The organism is Kineococcus sp. AC630, from assembly GCF_979255925.1.
Genome location: NZ_CEEDMJ010000017.1, coordinates 35,946 through 54,996, shown reverse-complemented (window position 1 = coordinate 54,996; position 19,051 = coordinate 35,946). Strand labels below are relative to the sequence as shown.

The 19,051-nt window shown below is 73.1% G+C and carries 20 protein-coding genes and 1 pseudogene; 7 read left to right on the top strand and 14 right to left on the bottom strand.

Translation table 11 applies throughout. The annotated features are described in order from the left end of the window. Positions 1-233: 233 nt before the first annotated feature. The 3 genes and pseudogenes from AC0I8G_RS17995 to AC0I8G_RS17985 all read left to right on the top strand — a co-directional run. Entirely contained in the window at positions 234-1,385 is a 1,152-nt protein-coding gene (locus tag AC0I8G_RS17995; protein WP_471731162.1) for an alpha/beta hydrolase family protein, read from the top strand. Then, on the top strand, positions 1,382-1,855 hold the full coding sequence (locus AC0I8G_RS17990; protein ID WP_471731161.1) for a transposase family protein: 474 nt from the start codon (positions 1,382-1,384) through the stop codon (positions 1,853-1,855). The genes AC0I8G_RS17995 and AC0I8G_RS17990 overlap by 4 nt, the downstream gene beginning before the upstream one ends. Positions 1,856-2,058: 203 nt before the next feature. Beyond that, positions 2,059-2,335, top strand: a pseudogene (locus AC0I8G_RS17985) (hypothetical protein); the annotation flags it as partial. On the opposite strand, the gene AC0I8G_RS17980 reads toward AC0I8G_RS17985, so the two are convergent. The 4 genes from AC0I8G_RS17980 to AC0I8G_RS17965 all read right to left on the bottom strand — a co-directional run bounded on the left by AC0I8G_RS17980 (position 2,325) and on the right by AC0I8G_RS17965 (position 5,362). Further along, positions 2,325-2,828 (bottom strand): GNAT family N-acetyltransferase, encoded by a 504-nt coding sequence (locus AC0I8G_RS17980; protein WP_471731160.1) that lies wholly within the window; start codon positions 2,826-2,828, stop codon positions 2,325-2,327. The pseudogene AC0I8G_RS17985 and the gene AC0I8G_RS17980 overlap by 11 nt on opposite strands. Positions 2,829-2,907: 79 nt before the next feature. Then, positions 2,908-3,159: a hypothetical protein gene (locus tag AC0I8G_RS17975; RefSeq protein ID WP_471731159.1), complete on the bottom strand. Its 252-nt coding sequence runs from the start codon at positions 3,157-3,159 to the stop codon at positions 2,908-2,910. 150 nt (positions 3,160-3,309) lie between these two features. Then, positions 3,310-4,410 (bottom strand): glycerophosphodiester phosphodiesterase family protein, encoded by a 1,101-nt coding sequence (locus AC0I8G_RS17970; RefSeq protein WP_471731158.1) that lies wholly within the window; start codon positions 4,408-4,410, stop codon positions 3,310-3,312. A gap of 64 nt (positions 4,411-4,474) precedes the next feature. Next, positions 4,475-5,362, bottom strand: coding sequence for an Fpg/Nei family DNA glycosylase (locus AC0I8G_RS17965; protein WP_471731157.1), 888 nt, complete (start codon positions 5,360-5,362; stop codon positions 4,475-4,477). A gap of 146 nt (positions 5,363-5,508) precedes the next feature. On the opposite strand from AC0I8G_RS17965, the gene AC0I8G_RS17960 reads away from it, so the two are divergent. Both AC0I8G_RS17960 and AC0I8G_RS17955 read left to right on the top strand, forming a co-directional pair. Further along, the gene (locus AC0I8G_RS17960) at positions 5,509-6,126 is read left to right on the top strand and encodes a TMEM165/GDT1 family protein (protein ID WP_471731156.1); all 618 of its coding nucleotides are present in this window, start codon (positions 5,509-5,511) and stop codon (positions 6,124-6,126) included. A 192-nt stretch (positions 6,127-6,318) separates the two neighbouring features. After that, positions 6,319-6,699: an ATP-binding protein gene (locus AC0I8G_RS17955; RefSeq protein ID WP_471731155.1), complete on the top strand. Its 381-nt coding sequence runs from the start codon at positions 6,319-6,321 to the stop codon at positions 6,697-6,699. 13 nt (positions 6,700-6,712) lie between these two features. Here the strand turns inward: AC0I8G_RS17955 and AC0I8G_RS17950 are convergent, their stop codons facing one another. From AC0I8G_RS17950 to AC0I8G_RS17940, 3 genes are read right to left on the bottom strand one after another with little or no spacing between them, the layout of a single operon-like run. Continuing rightward, complete coding sequence (locus tag AC0I8G_RS17950; protein ID WP_471731154.1) at positions 6,713-7,918, bottom strand: MFS transporter; 1,206 nt, start codon at positions 7,916-7,918, stop codon at positions 6,713-6,715. Between the two features lie 44 nt (positions 7,919-7,962). Further along, positions 7,963-8,370, bottom strand: coding sequence for a hypothetical protein (locus AC0I8G_RS17945; protein ID WP_328293990.1), 408 nt, complete (start codon positions 8,368-8,370; stop codon positions 7,963-7,965). An 11-nt stretch (positions 8,371-8,381) separates the two neighbouring features. Next, positions 8,382-8,765 carry a hypothetical protein gene (locus AC0I8G_RS17940; protein WP_471731153.1) on the bottom strand — a complete coding sequence of 128 codons (384 nt, stop codon included), beginning with the start codon at positions 8,763-8,765 and terminating at the stop codon, positions 8,382-8,384. Between the two features lie 38 nt (positions 8,766-8,803). On the opposite strand from AC0I8G_RS17940, the gene AC0I8G_RS17935 reads away from it, so the two are divergent. Further along, on the top strand, positions 8,804-9,874 hold the full coding sequence (locus AC0I8G_RS17935; protein WP_471731234.1) for an alkene reductase: 1,071 nt from the start codon (positions 8,804-8,806) through the stop codon (positions 9,872-9,874). On the opposite strand, the gene AC0I8G_RS17930 is transcribed toward AC0I8G_RS17935, so the two are convergent. Next, entirely contained in the window at positions 9,856-10,896 is a 1,041-nt protein-coding gene (locus AC0I8G_RS17930; RefSeq protein WP_471731152.1) for a CapA family protein, read from the bottom strand. The genes AC0I8G_RS17935 and AC0I8G_RS17930 overlap by 19 nt on opposite strands. 41 nt (positions 10,897-10,937) lie before the next feature. Between AC0I8G_RS17930 and AC0I8G_RS17925 the strand changes: the two genes are divergently transcribed. Further along, a complete protein-coding gene (locus tag AC0I8G_RS17925) occupies positions 10,938-11,762 on the top strand; it encodes an Fpg/Nei family DNA glycosylase (RefSeq protein WP_471731151.1) in 825 nt (274 codons plus the stop codon). A 59-nt stretch (positions 11,763-11,821) separates the two neighbouring features. Here the strand turns inward: AC0I8G_RS17925 and AC0I8G_RS17920 are convergent, their stop codons facing one another. The 6 genes from AC0I8G_RS17920 to AC0I8G_RS17895 form a co-directional block, all read right to left on the bottom strand. Then, positions 11,822-13,105, bottom strand: a complete 1,284-nt coding sequence (locus AC0I8G_RS17920; protein WP_471731150.1) for a Kelch repeat-containing protein — start codon at positions 13,103-13,105, stop codon at positions 11,822-11,824. A 91-nt stretch (positions 13,106-13,196) separates the two neighbouring features. Next, on the bottom strand, positions 13,197-13,829 hold the full coding sequence (locus tag AC0I8G_RS17915) for a GntR family transcriptional regulator (RefSeq protein ID WP_471731149.1): 633 nt from the start codon (positions 13,827-13,829) through the stop codon (positions 13,197-13,199). Between the two features lies 1 nt (position 13,830). Continuing rightward, positions 13,831-15,390, bottom strand: coding sequence for a dipeptide ABC transporter ATP-binding protein (locus AC0I8G_RS17910; RefSeq protein ID WP_471731148.1), 1,560 nt, complete (start codon positions 15,388-15,390; stop codon positions 13,831-13,833). A 5-nt stretch (positions 15,391-15,395) separates the two neighbouring features. After that, on the bottom strand, positions 15,396-17,138 hold the full coding sequence (locus AC0I8G_RS17905; protein ID WP_471731233.1) for a gamma-glutamyltransferase family protein: 1,743 nt from the start codon (positions 17,136-17,138) through the stop codon (positions 15,396-15,398). Positions 17,139-17,209: 71 nt separating this feature from the next. Further along, on the bottom strand, positions 17,210-18,097 hold the full coding sequence (locus AC0I8G_RS17900; protein ID WP_471731147.1) for an ABC transporter permease: 888 nt from the start codon (positions 18,095-18,097) through the stop codon (positions 17,210-17,212). Further along, positions 18,094-19,050: an ABC transporter permease gene (locus AC0I8G_RS17895; protein WP_471731146.1), complete on the bottom strand. Its 957-nt coding sequence runs from the start codon at positions 19,048-19,050 to the stop codon at positions 18,094-18,096. The genes AC0I8G_RS17900 and AC0I8G_RS17895 overlap by 4 nt, the downstream gene beginning before the upstream one ends. Position 19,051: the final 1 nt, after the last annotated feature.

Genomic DNA, 19,051 nt, shown 5'->3' with positions numbered 1-19,051 from the left:
TCGACCCGCGGGATGACGTGCGGATGATCCCCTGGGTGGTCCCGTCGGGAGCAGAGAGTCGGCATCGTCGTCCTGTGACATCTGAGATGGCGTTGTGGATCGCGGTGGGTGCTTGCGTGGGTTGTGTCCTGATCGCGGGACGTCGGGTGGTGCGGGGGACCCCTGACCGCGTGGGACGACGAGGAGTGTCCGTCCTGCTCGCGGTACTGGGCGTGGCTGCGGTAGTGGCGTCGGTGCCTGACGGACCGCGGTGGCAGTTGCTGCCGGTGGTGGTCGCCGCTCTGCTCGCCGCGGGCACCACCTTGGCGAGTTCCCGTCGCCGGGTACTGGTGCCGGCCCTGGTCTTGACCGCGCTCACCGCGGTGAGCGGTGCCGGGACGGTGTCGGCGTTCCCACCGCTGCAGATTCCTGAGCCCAGCGGACCCCACGCGGTGGGGACGACCGAACTCGCGTGGGAGGCGCCGACGGACCGCGCTGATCATCTCCTCGTCGCACAGGTGTGGTACCCGGCCGCGCGGGCGGGCGGTCCCCCCAGCCTCTACCTGGGGCGTGACGAGCACGAGGCCGCGACCGTGGCGAACGCGCTCGCCTCGACGTTCGGCGCTCCGTCGTTCCTGCTGAGGGAGGCCCAGGTCGGGAAGTCGCCGGCCGTCGCGGACGCGGCGGCAGCCACCGGGCGCTTCCCAGTCGTCTTGTTCTCCCCGGGTGACGTGAGCGTGCGGCGGCAGAACACGGCCTGGGCCGTCGACGTCGCCAGTCACGGATACGTCGTCGTGGCGTTGGACCACCCGTACGACTCGGCGGTGCAGGTGGACCGGTCGGGTCGGGCCACGGGCACCACGGTCCACGCGACCGGGGACGACGCCCGCGACAACGCCGCTGCCGACGGGCAGGTGCGGCTCCGTGCGCGGCAGATGTCCTCCGCCCTCGACCAGCTGGGTCGGGTCGAGGAGGGCCTGGACGACTCTCCGGTGACCGGCCACCTGGACTTGGCGCGTGTGGTGGCCTCCGGGCACTCCCTCGGGGGAGCGGCGGCGATGCGTGCCGCCGCAGACGATTCACGCGTGGACGCCGCCATCGACCTCGACGGCCTCCCGCGCACCAGTCCCCGCCCAGAGGTCCCGGTCCTGATCGTCGTGGCCGGTCGGGGAACCGGTGACGCGGCGAACGACGTCAAGTACCGTGGCCACGTCCGTGACGTCCTGTCCCGATCCCGGGACGGGCGGATCGTGACCGTGCCCCAGGCGTCGCACCTGTCGTTCACCGACGCGCCGCTGTTCTTGCCCCCCGTCCCCTCCGTGGTCGGTTCCCTCGGCCGTGAGGGTGCGGTCCGCAAGACGTCCACGGTGACTGAGGAGTTCTTGCACGACGTCTTCGCGCAGTGAGGCTCGATGGCACCGGCATCCCCACCGACCGCATCCACGACCGAACTGGTCGACGTGACCGCTGGTACTCCGGAAGGCACCGTCAGCACGGCGGTCTGGTCCAGGTCCTCACCGATGCTGATGGGCGGCCGTTGTGGGTTTCGCCCGTGGAGCCGCGCTGCACTCATGACCTGACTTCGGCCCGCATCCACGCCCTGCCGGCGCTCTACCGCGCAGCTCGTGGCGGTGTGCCGACGCTGGCCGACAGGGCGTGCACCGGTGCCGGGGCCGGCATCCGCGTTCCCGTGCACCGTCCCACAGGTAGCCAGGTTCTCGACCGCAGCACACGAGGATGGAACTCCTACGTCAACGCCGAACGCGCCTTCGTCGAGCACGGCATCGCCCACCTCAAGACCCGCTGGCGAGCCTTGCACCGGGTCAGCCTGTGCCCGTGGCGATCAGCACGATCGTCGCCACGGCCCTGGTCCTGAGCCGGCTGGAGAACCGCTGCTGACAAGGGCTCGATGCGCACGGCTGAACTTCTTGCCCGGCCACGGTGCCGGCGGTACGACATGTCGAGGTGGAGACGACGTGGACGGTTCACCAGCGGTGATCGCCGCTGCTCGCTGCAGTCCCGACCGCGCGGCGCGCGAGGCAGCAACGAGCGACCCGTCGGCTCCCTCGCTTCGAAGATCCGGGCGTCCTGGTCGAGTTCCACCGGCTGGGTCGGACCTCCCAACCAGAGGGTGGCCGACGTCCTGCTCCAGTTCGAACGGCCCGGTACCAGCGACGGACCGACTGAGGTGATCAGCGGTCGACTCGAGCACCTGCGTGGCTCGGCGCTGGGGTTCCGCAGTCTCACCAACCACGGCCGAGGCCCGCAGGACGCGGCGACGACCCGCCGCTGCCACGTCATCGACCGGCTCGACCCGGTCCCCCTCGTCCGCCTGCGACGGCACGTCAGGTGGTGATCCAGTGGTCCGGGGGCGCCTGCGGAACGTCGGGAACCTCCCGCTCCTCCTCGCGCCACCCACCCGGTCCGAAGACCTCGTCGGCGACCAGCCGCCAGAACCGTCCGGCGGCGACGTTGTCGTGCTGGAAGACGACGTCCCAGGGTCCCGCGTGCCGGCCGAGGACGTCGAGGGCCAGCCGGCGACCCACCCCGTCCCGGCGGGCGACCGGCGCGACCCAGAACGCCGTCACCGCACGACGTTCCTCCGTCAACCCCGCGACGACCGCGAAACCCACCGGTGCCGCCTCCCCGGTCCTCGGGTGCGGTCGCCAGGCGAGGTACGTCGCGACGTCCGCGTCCGCACCGGACGGCAGACCCTGCGTCTGGTATCGGCCGCCGGGGTAGGGGAGGGCGGAGACCGTGAGGGCGAGGTCGTGACGGAAGCACTGCCACAACCAGGCCACGACGTCGTGCTCCGCCCGGTCGACGGGACGGATCTCGAGGTCGTTCACCGCTGGTCCCCGGCCTCGAAGGGGCCGGACACGACCTGACCGACGGCGATCCGCACACCGGTCATCCTGTCAGCGGGGTTCAGGCGGCCTCGTGCGAGCTGTTCGCTCGACGCGCCCGGTGCGCGTCCAGGTGGACGACCTCCGCGTGCGGTCCCGCTTCCTCGCGGGCGGCGCGCAGGACGATCCGCGTCGCGTCGCCGAACTCGGCACCGCGCGGGGCGACGAGCAGCAGCCCGTCGCCCCTCCCCTCACGCGCGGCTCGACCCGCAGTGGCCATGACGACGAGAACCAGCGTTCCCAGCGGAACCACGACCCCGACGAGAATGCTCATCACGATACCCATCCCCCACGCCTCCCCCGGCGCTCGACCACTCGAACCGAACACCTCGAGCATCGGGGACGGAGCTGTGCGGGGCGCATCGGACCGCGGGTGGAACCGCTGGTACTCCCGCAGGAGGACCCTCCCCCGCAGGGCGTGGGGTCAGCGTCCGAGGAAGCGGTCGCGGGCGAGAACCCCGATGTCCGGGGCGTCGGTGAACAGACCGTCGATCCCGGTGTCGAACAACGCCTGCGCGTAGTCGAGCACGTGACCCCAGGCCGTCGGGTCCTCGCCGTCGCGGTACTGCTCGGGCAGGAAGGTGTTCTCGGGTCGCAACGTGTACGGCACGACCTCCAGGTCCGCCGCGTGGGCGTCGTCGACGAGTCCCCGCGTCACCTGCACCAGCGACGGGCCGATCTGGTCCGTGAACGTGGCGAGCTCGCGCAGGGCCGAGGGGATCAGCAGGTCCGCGTACTGGCGGGGGTCACCGGCCGCGACGAGGTCGGCCGGGGCACCCGTCTCCGAGGTGAGGAACACCGTGGGCGTCCGCAGGCCGTAGGTCGAGCGCAACTGCTGCAGGTTGGTCAGCTCGAAGGACTGCACGACGACCGGCGCGTCGGCGGAGTTCAGGCCGGCGGAGTTGAGCGTCGCCACCACCTCCGCCTCGACGTCGAACCCGAGGGAACGGAAGTAGGTCGAGTGCTTGATCTCCGGGACGATCCCGATCGTGCGGCCGAGCTCGCGGGACAGGCGCTGCCGCAGCCGGAGGGCCTCGCGGAACGTCGGGACCCGCCACGACCCGTCGTAGATCGTGTTGTGTTGACGGATCTGCGGGAGGCGTTCCTTCGCCCGCAACGTGCGGAGCTCGGCCAGCGTGAAGTCGGTGGTGAACCATCCGGTGTACACGATCCCGTCGATGGTCCGCGTCGCCGACCGGTCGGCGAACTCCGGGTGGTCGGCGACGTCGGTGGTCCCGGAGATCTCGGGTTCGTGCCGACAGACCAGGACACCGTCCTTCGTCGGGACCAGGTCGGGTTCGACGACGTCCGCGCCCATCCGGGCCGCGAGTTCCCACGACGCCGTGGTGTGCTCGGGACGGTAGGCGGAGGCGCCGCGGTGGCCGACGACGAAGGGTGTCGGCCACCCGTGGTCGGGGGCGGCCGAGGCGGCCGTGGCCGTGACGGGGACCACCGCGAGCCCGCCGAGGACGGCGGAGGCGGTGAGGACGGAACGACGGGACGGGGCTGCGCTGCGCTGCGTCATGCCCGCAGTGAACTCCCGCCGGGCCCGTCCCGCACAGGGAGGTCTGGGCGGGCTCCGGGGGAACTCACTTCAGCAGGCGGGACATCCTGCGGTCGGCGAGGGGTTTGCCGCCGGTCTGGCAGGTGGCGCAGTACTGCATCGAGCGGTCGGCGAAGGAGACCTCGCGCACGGTGTCCCCGCAGACCGGGCAGGGCAGCCCCGTCCGTCCGTGGACGCGCATGCCGGCCCGTTTGGCGTCCTTGAGCTCCTGGGCGGGTTTGCCGCCGGCCTCGGCCACGGCGCCCCGCAACGTCGTCCGCAACGCGGTGTAGAGCCGTTCCACCTCCGCCTCGGAGAGTTTCCCGGCGATCGCGTACGGGGAGAGCTTCGCGACGTGCAGCACCTCGTCGGAGTAAGCGTTCCCGACTCCCGCGAGCACCGACTGCTCGCGGAGCAACCCCTTGATCTGCTGCCGCGAACCGTTCAGCAGCGACTCGAACGTGGTCAGGTCGAAGGAGTCGTCGAGGGGGTCGGGCCCCAGCGAGGCGATCCCCGGAACCTGCTGGACGTCTTTCACGACGTGCACGGCCAGCCGCTTCTGGGTGCCGGCCTCGGTCAGGTCGAACCCCGGCGGGCGTTCGGGGTCCTCGTCGCCCTCGGGGGCGAGCCGGACCCGCAAGGCGACGGGGTTCTTGCCGCTGGGCTTCAGCGGCGCCTTCGGCAGGGCGTCGGACCAGCGCACCCACCCCGCGCGGGACAGGTGGATCGCGAGGTGGATCCCGTCGACGTCGATGTCCAGCCACTTGCCGTGCCGCTCGACGCCGCTGACCAGCAGTCCACCGAGCGCCGTCGGCGGCGGGTCGTAGGTCTTGAGCACGTTGAGAGCGCCGACCTCGACGCGGGCGACGACGCGGTCCGTCATCCGCTCGCGCAGGAAGGCGGCGAGCCCTTCGACCTCGGGGAGCTCCGGCACCCGCCCAGTGTGGTGCACCGGCCACCGCGCGGCCAGGTTTCGTCGCACCGCAACCGTGCTCGACGGCCCGCAGAACTGTGGTTCTGGCGTTGTCGTGGCTCGCGGCGGACGTGCTCTCATGGCCGCTGCCCCCTGAGAGGAAACCCGTGGATCCCGCCGTCTTCGCCGCCAGCTTCCTGCCGATCCTGCTGCTGGAGCTGCCCGACAAGACCTTCGTGGCGACCCTCGTGCTCGCCACTCGGTTCAAGCCGCTGACGGCCTGGATCGGGGTCGGCCTCGCCTTCGCCGTGCAGTGCCTCATCGCCGTCGTCGCCGGACGCCTGCTCGCCCAGCTGCCCGAACGGCCGGTCGCGGCGGTGGCGGCGCTGCTGTTCGCCGTCGGCGCCTTCACCCTCTTCCGCGGTGCGGCGAAGGCGCAGCAGGCCGAGGCGGACGCGCTGCAGGAGTACGAGCAGAAGGTCACGGGCGGGAAGTCGGGGGTGCGCGCCGTCCTGGCCTGCTTCGGGGTCGTCTTCCTGGCCGAGTGGGGCGACCTGTCGCAGCTCTTCACCGCCGGCCTGGCCGCACGCTACGACGACCCGGTCTCGGTGTTCCTCGGTTCCTGGGCCGCACTGCTCGTGGTGTCCGGGCTGGCCGCGGCGATCGGCGCGACGGTGGTGAAGAGGCTCAGCGTCGCCACCGTGAGCCGGATCGGCGGGGTCGTCTGCTCCGTCCTGGCGGTCCTGACCGTCCTCGAGGTGGCAGGCGTCGACCTGCCGGTCTGAGCCCGTGGGGCCCCTGTGACGGCGGTGGGCCGAGACACGAGTTCCGCCTGCGTTCGGACAAGCGGCGACCCGAGTGATTGACTGTGTGTCACGCATCGATGACTCTGCTCACATGCGTGGGGCTGGAGCGCCGTGGAGGGACCTCGGCGGGGTGTCGTTCGGGGCTGGGGAGGTCGAGGACCGTTGTTCCGCGTGGTCCTCCCACCCAACCCCCGGTCGGTCGGCATCGCGAGGTGGCTCATCACGGAGTGGTGCGCGCCCTGGGTCGCGGCCGACGAGATCCAGGAGGACACCGTCGAGGCCGCGCTGCTGCTGGCCAGCGAGGTCGTGACCAACGCCGTCATCCACGGTGACGGCATGGTGCTGGTGGCCCTCAACCGCGTCAACGGCGCCTCGCTGCGCGTGGAGGTCTCCGACAACGGCGGTGGGATGCCGCTGATCGGCTCGCAGCGCGCCGACGCCGAGAGCGGACGCGGGATGGCCATGGTCGAGCTGCTGTCCAGCCGCTGGGGAACCGACCTCGCCGTCGGCCCGCTCGGCAAGACCGTCTGGTTCGAGCTCTCCGGGTCCTGAAGCCCCCCTGCTGTCAGACGCGCACGAACGCGTCCTTCCCGGCCGCCCGCGCCGCCACCAGCTGCCCGGCCGCCACCAGCACGAGCACCACCAGAGGCACCGTCCACGAACCGCTCGCCACGTGCAGCGCCCCGATGAGCACCGGCCCGACCGCGGCCGCGAGGTAGCCGACGCCCTGCGCCATCCCGGACAACGCGACCGCCGTGGCCCCGTCCGCCGCCCGCGCCGAGACGCTCGCGAGCGCCAGCACGACGGCCCCACCCATCCCGAGCCCGGCGACGACGACGGCGACGACGGCCGCGTCGGGGACGAGCAGGAGGAGCAGCAGGCCGGTGATCGTGAACGTCGTGGCCCCCATCGCCGCGCGCCGGGTGCGCACGACGGTGCGACCCGCGACGACGGGGACGAGCAGGCTGCCGACCACTCCGGCGACCTGCATCACCGACAGCAGCACACCGGCGGCGGCGCGGTCGGTCCTGGAGCGGTCGTGGACCATCGTCGCCAGCCACGCCAGCATCACGTAGAAGATCACCGACTGGGCGGCCATGAACGCGGTGACCGCCCAGGCCAGTCCCGAACCCCAGGGCGCGCGGGGTCGCGGTCCTCCGGTCGCCGGGCCGGAACCGCGGCGGACCAGGGGCAGCCACAGCACGGCGCAGACGAGGGCGGGTGCCGCCCACACGACCAGCGCGCTGCGCCAGCCGCCGGCGAGGTGCTCCGACAGCGGCACGGCGACGCCGGAGGAGACGCTGGCGACGACCTGCATGAGGACGACGTAGGTGCTGGTGAGCAGGGGGATCCGGCCGGGGAACTCGGCGCGGATGAGCGCGGGCATGAGCACGTTGGCGACGCCGATGGCGACCCCGAGGACGGCGGTCCCGGCGAAGAGGGGCACGACGCCCGGGACCCAGCGCAGCAGGGACCCGGCGACCAGCAGGAACAGCGCGAGGACCAGGGTGAGCCGGGTCCCGAGGCGGGCGGCGACCCGCGGGACGACGAGCGAGCTCGCGGCGAAGGCCAGCAGCGGCAGCGACGTCAGCGCTCCGGCGAGCGTCGCGGAGAGGGCGAGGTCGTCGGAGACGATCGGGAGCACGGACCCGACCCCGGTGATGGGGGCGCGCATGGCGCAGGCGACCAGCAGCAGCCCCACGAGGAGGACGACGGTGGTGCGGCGGGTGGCCGGGGCGGTGGGGGCGGTGGGGGTCTCGGGTGTGCGCATGACCTGGGCATCGTCGCGCACGGGTGGTTCGGTCGGGACACCGGTCAGGAGCGGCGGGACTCCCGCCGCAGGTAGACCAGGCCGAGGACCGGCAGCACGAGCGGGACGAAGCCGTAGCCGCGGCCGTAGCCGGACCAGACGGTGGAGTCGGGGAAGGCGGCCGCGTCGGCGAGGCTGAGGGTCCCCACGGTCAGGACACCGAGCAGTTCGACGCTGCAGGCCACCCAGGCGGCGCGACGCCAGCCGTGGCCCGTGCGGCCCAGCCCGAGCGTCGCGACGACGTAGACGACCCCGGCGAAGGCGGACAGCACGTAGGCGAGCGGGGCCTCGTGGAACTGCGTCGCGATCTGGACGCCGGCGCGGGAAACCGCGGCGATGGCGAAGACGCCGTAGAGGGCGACCAGGACGCGTCCCAGCCCCGTCGTCCGGCGGGGCTCGGGTCGCCCGCTCACCGGGTCACTGCTCACTGGGTCACTCCGAACAGCAGGTAGGCGCGGTAGGCGATGACGACGACGGCGAAGCAGGCGACGACGAGCACGAGCGTGCTGGGTCGTGACCGGTCCGCGAGCGCCCAGAACGTCCCCGCCGGCAGCACGAACGGCGACACGACGAGGTAGGCGATCGTGGTGGCGAGCTCGACCGGACGCGGTCCGGTGACGAGGTCGACGACCCCGTCGACCACGAGGGCCAGGACACCGAGTTCGAGGACGGCGAGCCCGCCGAGCAGGGCGCGCCCGACCGGGCGGTCCCGGGCGACGACGACGACCGCCCAGGCACCCACGACGAGGGCGAGCAGGCAGACCACCGCGACGAGGATCCCGGACACGGGGGTGAACTCTACGGTCATCGGGAAGACGGACTCCGGTCCGGTTGTTGAGCCGGTACGTGGACCTCTTCTCCCCCGTCGCCCTGGGCGACCTCCAGCTGCCCAACCGCCTCGTCATGGCCCCCCTGACCCGGACCCGCTCCGGTGCCGAGGGTGTCCCCGGACCCCTCGTGGCCGAGCACTACGCCCAGCGCGCGAGCACCGGCCTCATCGTCACCGAAGGCACTTACCCCAGCCGCGAGTCGCGGTCCTACCCCGGCCAGCCCGGGATCGTCACCGACGAGCAGCAGGAGGGTTGGCGCGGTGTCGCCGAGGCGGTGCACGCCCGCGGCGGCCGTCTCGTGATGCAGGTCATGCACGGTGGCCGCGTCACGCACCCCGACATCACCGGCACCGAGCGGATCGTCGGGCCGAGCGCCATCGCGATCCAGGGGGAGACCCACACCGCGACCGGCAAGGTCGCCTACCCGGTCCCGCACGAGCTGACGACGTCCGAGATCGCCGACGTCGTCGCCGACTTCGTCACCGCGTCGCGTCGCGCCGTCGACGCCGGGCTGGACGGGGTCGAGATCCACTCCGCGAACGGCTACCTGCTGCACCAGTTCCTGGCGCCGGGGTCGAACCACCGCACCGACTCCTACGGCGGTTCCCCGGAGAACCGTGCGCGCCTCTCGATCGAGGTCGCGACGGCCGTGGCCGCCGAGCTCGGCGCCGGCCGCGTGGGCATCCGCATCTCCCCCGCGCACAACATCCAGGACGCGCTCGAGACCGACCCCGCCGACGTCGAGGCCACCTACGCCGCGCTGGTCGAGGGTCTGGCTCCGCTGGGTCTGGCCTACCTGAGCGTCCTGCACGCCGATCCGACGGGCGACCTCGTCCAGGGTCTGCGCAAGCGCTTCGAGGGTCCGCTCATGCTGAACACCGGTTTCGCCGCCGTGACCACCCGCGAGGAGGCCACGGGCCTCGTCGCCGACGGTGTCGCGGACGTCGTCGCCGTGGGCCGCGCCGTGATGGCGAACCCGGACCTGCTGGAGCGCTGGCAGGGGGGTCACCCCGAGAACGAGCTCGACCCGACCACGAGCTACGGCTCGGGCGCCGAGGGCTACACGGACTACCCCTTCCTGGCCTGACCTCCCGACGTGGCGGCGAGGTCGGCGCAGGCGCGCAGGGAGTCCTTCTCCTGCAGCGCCTCGGCCGCCTCGTCGCCCGTCAGCGGGACGGGGACCCCGGAACGGATGGTGGCGGGAGTCCACGCCGCGGCGGAGACCCCGCCCGTTCCGGGCAGCGTCAGCTTCAGGACGCCGGAGTCGACCGTCCCGGGGCGCTCGGCGTAGAACACGAAGTTCCCGAGGCCGTAGTCGACGAAACCCGTCCGGTCCCCGGCGGTCAGGAAACCCTGCCCGAGCTGGATGTGCGCGTGCGATCCGACGACGGCGTCGGCGCCCGCGGCGACGAGTTCTCGGGCGATCCGGCGCTGGTCGTCGGTGGGGCACCCGGCGAGTTCCCTGCCGTAGTGCAGGACGACGACGATCGAGTCGCTGCGTCCGCGTTCGGCCTTCACCGCGGCGACGAGCCGCGCCCGTCCGGAGTCCGTCTGCACGGAGGCCAGCCCGGGTTTCTCCGCGGTCGCGGTCCACGCCGTCGCGAGCGAGGTGTCGAGGACCTGGGTGGCGTCGAACACGGCGAGGCGGTTGTCGCGGACGGTCGTGCGGTACGGCGCGAACGCCGCACCGACGTCCGTCCCCAGCCCGATGACGGGCAGTCCCTGCGCCTTCCCCGCGGCGAGGGTGTCCTGCAGACCGGTCCGGCCGTAGTCGAGGCTGTGGTTGTTGGCCATCGCCGCGACGTCGACCCCGACCGCCTTCAGCGCGCCGAGCCCGGACGCCGGCGCCCGGAACGTGTACTTCTTGCCCGCCGCGTCACCGCGGTCGGTGATCGCGGTCTCGACGTTGACCACGGTGACGTCGGCGTCGCCGAGCACCCCCGCGACCGCCTCCAGCCCGCCGGGTTCGAGGGCCGCGGCGCTGGAGCCGGCGAAGTGGACGTCGCCGGCGACGTTCACGGTGATGGGTTGCGGCGCGGGTGCTTCCGGGTCACCGGAGCACCCGGCGACGAGCAGCAGGGCCACGACCACGAGAACCCCTGAGCGCACCGGGCCACAGTAGGGGCGGGACCGGAGGTTAGGGTCGCGACGTGCCGGAACTGCCCGAGGTCGAGTCCGCCCGCAAGGTCATCGAGGAGAGCGGTCTGGACCGCCGGATCGCCGACGTCGACGACCGCGACACCTACGAGTGCCGCCCGCACGCACCGGGCGATCTGCGCAAGGCCCTGGTGGGCCGGACCCTGACCGCGGCCCACCGCCGCGGCAAGTCGATGTGGTGCGACACCTCCGGCTCGGGTTCAGGCGGCGGTCCCGCGCTGGGGATCCACCTCGGCATGAGCGGGCGCATCTTCATCAGCCCGCCCGGCGGCGAGGGAGACCTGGCGGTCGGCGGTGACTACGCGGGACCGCGGCCGCAACCGGGTCAGGTCAAGGAGGAGTGGTACCGCTTCACCCTGGACTTCGAGGACGGCGGGCAGTTGCGCCTCTTCGACAAGCGCCGCCTGGGCCGGGTCCGGCTCGATCCCGACCTGGACGCGCTGGGGCCGGACGCCGGGGAGATCGGTCGCGACGAGTTCCGCGAACGCGTCGGCCGTGGAACCGCTCCGTTGAAGGCGCGGCTGCTGGACCAGTCGGTGCTGGCGGGGATCGGGAACCTGCTGGCCGACGAGGTGCTGTGGCGCAGCCGGACGTCCCCGCGCAGGCCGGCCGGGGAGCTGCGCACCGAAGAGCTCGACGAACTCCGCCGGGAACTGCGCGCCGGGATCCGGCACGCGATCGAGCACGGCGGCGTCCACACCGGCGAGGTGATCCCGCACCGCACGAACGGAGGCCACTGCCCCCGCTGCGGCGCCGAGATGGTGCGCGCGACGGTCGGAGGCCGCACGACGTGGTGGTGCTCGGCGGAACAGGCCTGACCCGCCCTTCCCGAGCACGGGAGGGCTCGATCTCCTGGAACGGGTCGAGGAACGGGAACTCACCGGCCCGGGGTGAAGGTGGCCACGGCGCTCTCCGGGCGGTCGACGAACGGCGGCGGACGACCGTGCCGACTCTCCTCCAGGTCCCGGCCTCCCGCCAGCAGCACGCTGGTCCCGGTCCAGACGACAGCGCTGTCGCTCCGACGCTGCCAGGGACCGTCGCCGATGGTCCGCCAGGTGTCGGCGTCGGGGTCGTAGGCCGCGCCCAGCGGCCCGGTCGCGGGGTTGCAGGAGCCGCCGTACTCGAACGCCGGGTCGTCGGGTCCGCTCCCGTCGATGCACATGGTGAAGTCCCGCGACCGCGGCCCGCCCCACACCACCAGCTCGCGACCGGTCCAGGCCAGCAGCGGCGCGCCGTAGACCGCCTCCTGGGGCGCGGTCTGAAGGGGGTCCGCTGCACCCCGCGTCCAGCGGTCCCCGACCACGTCGTAGCGCTCGACCCCCCGGTCGAGACCGAAGGCCAGCACCTGTTCCCCCGTCCAGACGACTCCGCTGCCCGCGGCGGCCGGTCCGGGGTCGACGTCCCGCCAGGACCCCTGCGAGGGGTCGTAGGCGAGTCCGACGTCGATCACCCCTTCGGCGCCGAAGACCGCACCCAGGAGCATCCACTCCCGCCCGGTCCACAGGCTGTGCACGGACGTGTTGACCGATGCGAGCCCTTCCGGGGGCACGCCCACCGAGGCCGGCAGCGGCGGGACCGGCAACGGGGTCCACGCGGCGTCCCCCGGGTGCAGCGCCCAGGCCCCCGCGGCGGGGGACCACACCAGGACCTCTCCGTCGGCCCACGCACTCGTCGCGACGACCGTGCCCGGCATCCACGGGAGGTCCGGCAGGCGTGCCCAACTGCCCGCTCCCGCGTCGGGGGTGAAGGCCGCCACGTCGAGGGCACCCGCCGGGCGGGACTCGCACACGGCCCAGGGATCGACGCCACCGACGAGGACCGCCTCGGTCCCCGTCCACAGCAGGTCGGCACCGCTGCGGGCGGCCACGGGCGCCGCGGCCATCGCCGTCCAGGAACCCGGCGAGCCCGGTGTCCAGGCCGCCCCGTCGTCCGTCACCGCGACCGCGCAGCCGTCGGCCCGCGGCGACGAACCGCCCCACACCAGGGCCTGGTCGCCGGTCCACACCGCAGCCTGCCCGGTGCGCAGCACGGGCGTCTCGAGGGGCGGAGCCGCCAACTCCGTCCATCCCCCGGTGTCCGGCGGGGGCGGGTCGTCCCGGTCGGCACCACCACAGGCAGCCACCACCACCAGCACCGCGACGACGACCGGAGCACCTCGCACCTCCCGAGCTTGCCCCAGGAACGCCCGCACCGCAGCGGTTCCGGTGTCAGCCCGGAGCACCCGGGAGGACGTCGCCTCCGCGCTCTGGACGTCAGCGGCCGTGGAACCCCGCCCGCGACCTCTCGACGTGGGTCTCCATGCAGCGGCTCGCCTGGGCCTCGTCACCGGCCGCGATGGCGGCGACGATCTGGCGGTGCTCGGTCCAGGCCCGCTTCCCCTGCTGCGGGACGGTCGTCGCGTAGGCCCACTGGATCCGCTCGGTCACCCGGCGCAGCACCATCGTCATGCTCGCCGCTCCCGAGGCCCGCGCGATGCTCGCGTGGAACTCGGCGTTCAGCCGGGCCCCCTCGGCCGCCCGTTCCTCGGCCAGCGCCGCGAAACCCGCCTCGACGATCTCCCCGAGCCCGGCGACGAGACCGTCCGCGTCCCCCGCCGCGACCCGCCGCGCGCAGCGGGCCGCGGTGATCCCCTCGGCGACCCTGCGGACGGCGTAGAGGTCCGCGAGGTCGTCGACGGGCACGGCGGCGACCGTCGCGCCCGCGTTGGGGCGCAGGTCGAGGAAACCGTCGGCGGCCAGGGCCCGCACGGCTTCCCGCACCGGGACGCGGGAGGTCCCGTACCGCTGCGCCAGGAGGGTCTCGGTGAGGCGGGATCCCGGGGGCAGCGCGCCGCTGAGGACGTCCTGGCGCAGGGCCTCGGTGACCCGTTCCGCCGTGGCGCCCACCTCAGGCCGCGCGCAGGGGGGTGGCCCCGGGGATCGCCGTCAGGAGTTCGCGGGTGTACTCGTGCTGGGGGTGGTCGAACACGTCCTCGATCCTGCCCGCTTCGACGACCTCCCCGCGCCGCATGACCAGCACGTCGTGCGCGATGCTGCGCGCGACGGCGAGGTCGTGGGTGATGAACAGGTAGCTCACCCCGAGGTCGGCCTGCAACCGGCCCAGGAGTTCCAGCACCTGCTTCTGCACCAGGACGTCGAGCGCCGAGACGGCCTCGTCGCACACCACCAGCTTCGGGTTCAGCGCGAGCGCCCGGGCGATCGCAACCCGCTGCCGCTGCCCGCCGGAGAGTTCCGCCGGGCGTCGCTGGGCGAGGTCGCGGCCGAGGGCGACCTGGTCGAGCAGTTCCCCGACGCGTTCCCGACGGGCCCGGGCGTCACCGACCGAGAACACCCGCAGCGGTTCGTCGATCAGCCGTTCGACGGTCATCGTCGGGTCCAGCGAACCGTAGGGGTCCTGGAACACGGGTTGCATGTCGCGGCGCCCACCGTCGAGCGTCACCGTGCCCGACGTCGGTTCCTCCAACCCCAGGACCATCCGCGCCGTCGTCGACTTCCCCGAGCCGGACTCCCCCACGACGGCCGTCGTGGTCCCGGCCCGCACCGAGAACGACACGTCGGACACCGCCCGCAACCGTTCGCGCCGGCCGCGGACCCGGTATTCCTTGACGAGGTTCTCCACCCGCAGCACCTCCGCCGCCCCCTCCGGCGCGGTGCGGGGTTCGGTGCGTCCCGGCACCGCGGCGACCAACCGCTGGGTGTACTCGTGCGCCGGGGAGCGCAGGACACCCTGCGCCGCAACGGTCTCCACGATCCGGCCCGCCGACATCACCACGACCTCGTCGCAGCGGTCCGCGGCGAGGGCCAGGTCGTGGGTGATGAGCAGCAGCGAGGCACCCCGGGCCGCGGTGAGGCGTTCGAGGTGGTCGAGGATCTGGCGCTGGACGGTGACGTCGAGCGCGGAGGTGGGTTCGTCGGCGATGAGGAGTTCCGGTTCCGCGGCCAGGGCCATCGCGATGAGGACGCGCTGGCGCATCCCGCCGGAGAACTCGTGCGGGTACTGCTTCGCCCGACGGCCGGCGTCGGGGATCCCGGCCTCCTCCAGCAGTTCCACCGCTCGCGTCCGCGCCGCCGCCCCGCGGGCCATCCCGTGGATGACCAGGGTCTCCGCGACCTGTCGCCCCACCCGCGCGGAGGGGTTCAGGTTCGACATCGGGTCCTGCGGGACGAGACCGATCTGGCGTCCGCGCAGCCGCGCGGCGCGACGTTCGTCCCGGCCCTGCACGGCCGCGGTGACGTCCTCACCGTCGAAGAGGACCCGCCCGGCGGTGATGCGGCCCCGACCCGGCAGCAACCCGATCGCCGCGGCGGCCGTGGTCGACTTGCCCGACCCCGAAGCCCCCACCACCGCGACCCGCTGGCCCCGGCCGACGGTGAGGTCCACCCCGTGGACGACGGTGTTCGTGCCGTAGGCGACGTCGAGTCCTTCGATCCTCAGCAGCTCGTCCACCCCGCTCACCGCCCCGCCGCGTAACCCTGGGCGCCGCGGGAGTTCGCGGCGGCCTGCAGCACTCCGGTCGCCGGGTCCCGTTCGACCGTGGACAACCGCCCGAGCGTCCACCCGCCCGCGACGGTCACCTCGTGCCCGCGCGCCCGCAGACCGGCGACGACGTCCGCCCCGATCCGGTCCTCGACGACGGCACCCCCCGGGGTCCACGTCCGGGGCCAGAACGACCCCGGCATCGACGTCGTGTGCAGCGCGGGGGCGTCGATGGCCTGCTGCGGCGAGTACCCACCGACGAGGGTCCGCAGCAGGTAGAGCAACTGCCACTGGTCCTGCTGGTCGCCGCCGGGGGTTCCCAGCGCCGCGACGGGAACCCCGTCGCGCAGCAGCAGCGTCGGGGTCAGCGTGGTGCGCGGCCGTTCCCCCGGGGTGAGGGCGGAGGGGGAACCCTCCTCCAGCCACGTCATCTGCAACCGCGACCCGAGGCAGAAGCCGAGTTCCGGGATCGTCGGGGAGGACTGCAACCACCCGCCCGACGGCGTGGCGGAGACGATGTTCCCCCAGCGGTCGACGACGTCGAGGTGGCAGGTGTCGCCGCGGGTCGTCCCGCCGGCCTCCACCGTGGGCTCGCCGACGGTGGGCTCCCCCACTCCCACCGCGTCGGGGGCCTCGGTGGCCAGCGGCGGCAGGAACGGTTCCGCACCGTCCACGACACCGGGGCGGAACTCGTGCGAGGCGCGGTCGGTGATGAGCGCGCGTCGCGTCGCCGCGTACTCCGGCGAGAGCAGCTGAGCCAGCACCGCCGGATCGGCCTGCGAGCCGTAGTAGGCGTCCCGGTCGGCGAGGGCCAGCTTCAGCGCCTCGAGGACCGTGTGCGCGCCGCGTTCCGTCGAGGGGTCGAGGTCGGCGTCGTCGAAACCGTCGAGGATCCGCAGCGCCTGCAGCAGGACGGGGCCCTGGCCGAACGGCCCGGTCTTGGCGACCGTCGTCCCCCGGAACTCGATCGTGACGGCCTCCTCGAGACCGGCCGAGAACCCGGCGAAGTCGGAGACCTCGACGACCCCGGCGTGGTCGGTGCCGGAGGAGTGGCGGTGCGGGGTGCGCAGGAACTCGACGGCCTCGCGGGCGACGAAACCCTCCCGCCACTCCCGCCGGAACGCCTCGATCCGGCCCTCGCGGGTCGTCTCGGCCTTCCCGGCCTCGAGGAGGCGTTCCAGGGTGCGGGCCCAGGCGGGGTTGGTGACGACCTCGCCCGGTTCCGGGATCCGGCCCGCCGGCATCCACAACGCGGCCGAGGTGGGCCAGTGGTCGCGGAACAGCTGCTCGACGGAGGCGATCGTCCGCCCGACCCGGCGCAGCACGGGGTGCCCGTCGCGGGCGTAGCCGATGGCCGGGGCGAGGACGTCGGCGAGTTCCCAGGTGCCGTGCTCGCGCAGCAGGACCATCCACGCGTCGACCGCGCCCGGGACCGCCGCCGCGAGCCCACCGGCGCCGGGCACGAGGTCGAGACCCTCCCCGCGGTAGTGCGCGATGCTCGCCGCCGCGGGCGCCGGCCCCTGCCCGTTCAGCACGACGGGCGTCGGGTCCGCAGCGGTGGCGAGGACGGCCGTCATGTCGCCGCCCGGGCCGTTGAGGTGGGGTTCCACGACGTGCAGGGTGAAACCCGCGGCGACGGCGGCGTCGAAGGCGTTCCCGCCGCGTTCGAGGACGGACTGCCCGACGGCCGTCGCGATCCAGTGCGTCGTCGCCGTCATGCCGAAGGTGCCCTGCAGCGTGGGGCGGGTGGTCTCGTCGGACGGTTGCGTGAAGTCGGGCGAGAAGGGGCTCACCGGTGTCCTCCGGGTTCGAGGGCGTCGCGCAGCGCGTCGCCGAACAGGTTGAAGGCCAGGCAGACCAGGACGATCGCCAGACCGGGGAAGAGGGCCGCGTACGGCGCGCGGAAGATGTACTGCTGGGCGTCGGAGAGCATGATCCCGAGGCTCGGGGTGGGCGGCTGGATCCCCAGCCCGAGGAACGACAGCAGCGCCTCACCGATGACGACGGCGGGCATGATGACGGTCGCCTGCACGATGATCGAGGGTACGGCGTTGGGCAGGAGGTGGGTGGCGAGGATCCGCAACCCCGAGGCGTCCATGCTCCGGGCGGCCAGGACGTACTCCGAGCCCTTCAGCCGCAGGGTCTCCGCGCGCACCACCCGGATCATCTGCGGGACGTGCGCGATGCCCAGCGCGATCGCCGCGTTCGACAGGCTCGCCCCGCGGATCGCCGCCAGCCCGACGGCCAGGACGAGGAACGGGAACGCCAGCGTCAGGTCGGTGAGGCGGGAGACGACCGCGTCGAGACGGCGCCAGTACCCCGCGACCAGCCCCAGCGGTGCGCCGACGACGATGGACAGCGCGACGGCGAGGACCCCGACCTCGAGCGAGGCCCGGGTCCCGAACAGCACGCGGGACAGGATGTCGCGGCCCAGGTCGTCGGTGCCGAGTGGGAAACCCACCGTCCGGGGTTGCTGGAACGGCGTCTCGAAGTGGACCTGCGTCGGCGGGTGCGGCGCGATGAGCGGCGCGAACACCGCGGCCACGACGACGAGCAGCAGCAGGATCCCGCCGGTCAGACCCAGCCGGTCGTGCAGCAGGTTCTTCAGGACCCGCCCGCGGCTGGACCCGAGGTCCACCGACAACCGGTCCACGGTCGTCTCCGTCGCCGCACTCACGAGGTCGCCCCCGCCACCCGGATGCGGGGGTCGAGGACGCTGTAGAGGACGTCCACGGCCAGGTTGATGACGATGTAGGCGAGGGTCACGACGAGGACGACTCCTTCGATGACGGGGTAGTCACGGCTGAACACCGAGTCGAGGGTGAGCTTGCCGAAACCGGGCAGGCCGAAGATGCGTTCGGTGACGACGGCGCCGGAGATCAACCCGCCGAGCTGCAGCCCGACGAGGGTCACGACGACGACGAGGGAGTTCCGCAGCGCGAACCGGACGACGACGCGGGCGCGGGAGGCGCCCTTCGCGCGGGCCGTCCGGACGTAGTCGGCGCCGAGGTTGGCGAGCATCGACGCGCGGGTCTGGCGCATGACGACGGCCGCGATCCCGGTCCCCAGGATCACCGCGGGCAGGGTGAGGTGGTGCAGCGCCCGCAACGGGTCCTCCACCGGGGAGACGTAGCCGGAGGCGGGGAACCAGCCGAGGCCGACGGCGAGGTAGAGGATCGCGAGCAGCCCGAGCCAGAAGCTGGGGACGGACAACCCCAGGATCGACAGCGTGTTCAACCCGAACTCCAGCGGAGTTCCGCGCCGGACCGCCGCGAGCGTCCCGGCGACCAGGCCGATGACCACGGCGAACGCCATCGCGTAGAGGGCCAGCCAGGCCGTCACCGGCAACGTGGCGCCGATGAGCTCGGTGACCGGGGTGCCGGTGCGCACCGAGGTGCCGAGGTCACCGGAGAGGAGGTTGCGCACGAACCGCCAGTACTGGACCCAGATCGGCTGGTCGAGGCCGAGCTGGACCCGGATCGCCGCGACGGCCTCGGGGGTCGCCTCCTCGCCGGCGGCCGCGAGCGCCGGGTCACCGGGCAGGGCCCGGACCCCGGCGAAGACCACCATCGAGGCGAGCACGAGGGTGACGACGCTCTGCCACAAACGGGTGAGCAGGAATCTCGCCACG

Bases quoted from the DNA above. Each gene is read 5' to 3' on its own strand.
- AC0I8G_RS17975 (WP_471731159.1), bottom strand. From the start codon at position 3,159: ATGAGCATTCTCGTCGGGGTCGTGGTTCCGCTGGGAACGCTGGTTCTC.
- AC0I8G_RS17970 (WP_471731158.1), bottom strand. From the start codon at position 4,410: ATGACGCAGCGCAGCGCAGCCCCGTCCCGTCGTTCCGTCCTCACCGCC.
- AC0I8G_RS17950 (WP_471731154.1), bottom strand. From the start codon at position 7,918: ATGCGCACACCCGAGACCCCCACCGCCCCCACCGCCCCGGCCACCCGC.
- AC0I8G_RS17940 (WP_471731153.1), bottom strand. From the start codon at position 8,765: ATGACCGTAGAGTTCACCCCCGTGTCCGGGATCCTCGTCGCGGTGGTC.
- AC0I8G_RS17905 (WP_471731233.1), bottom strand. From the start codon at position 17,138: ATGACGGCGACGACGCACTGGATCGCGACGGCCGTCGGGCAGTCCGTC.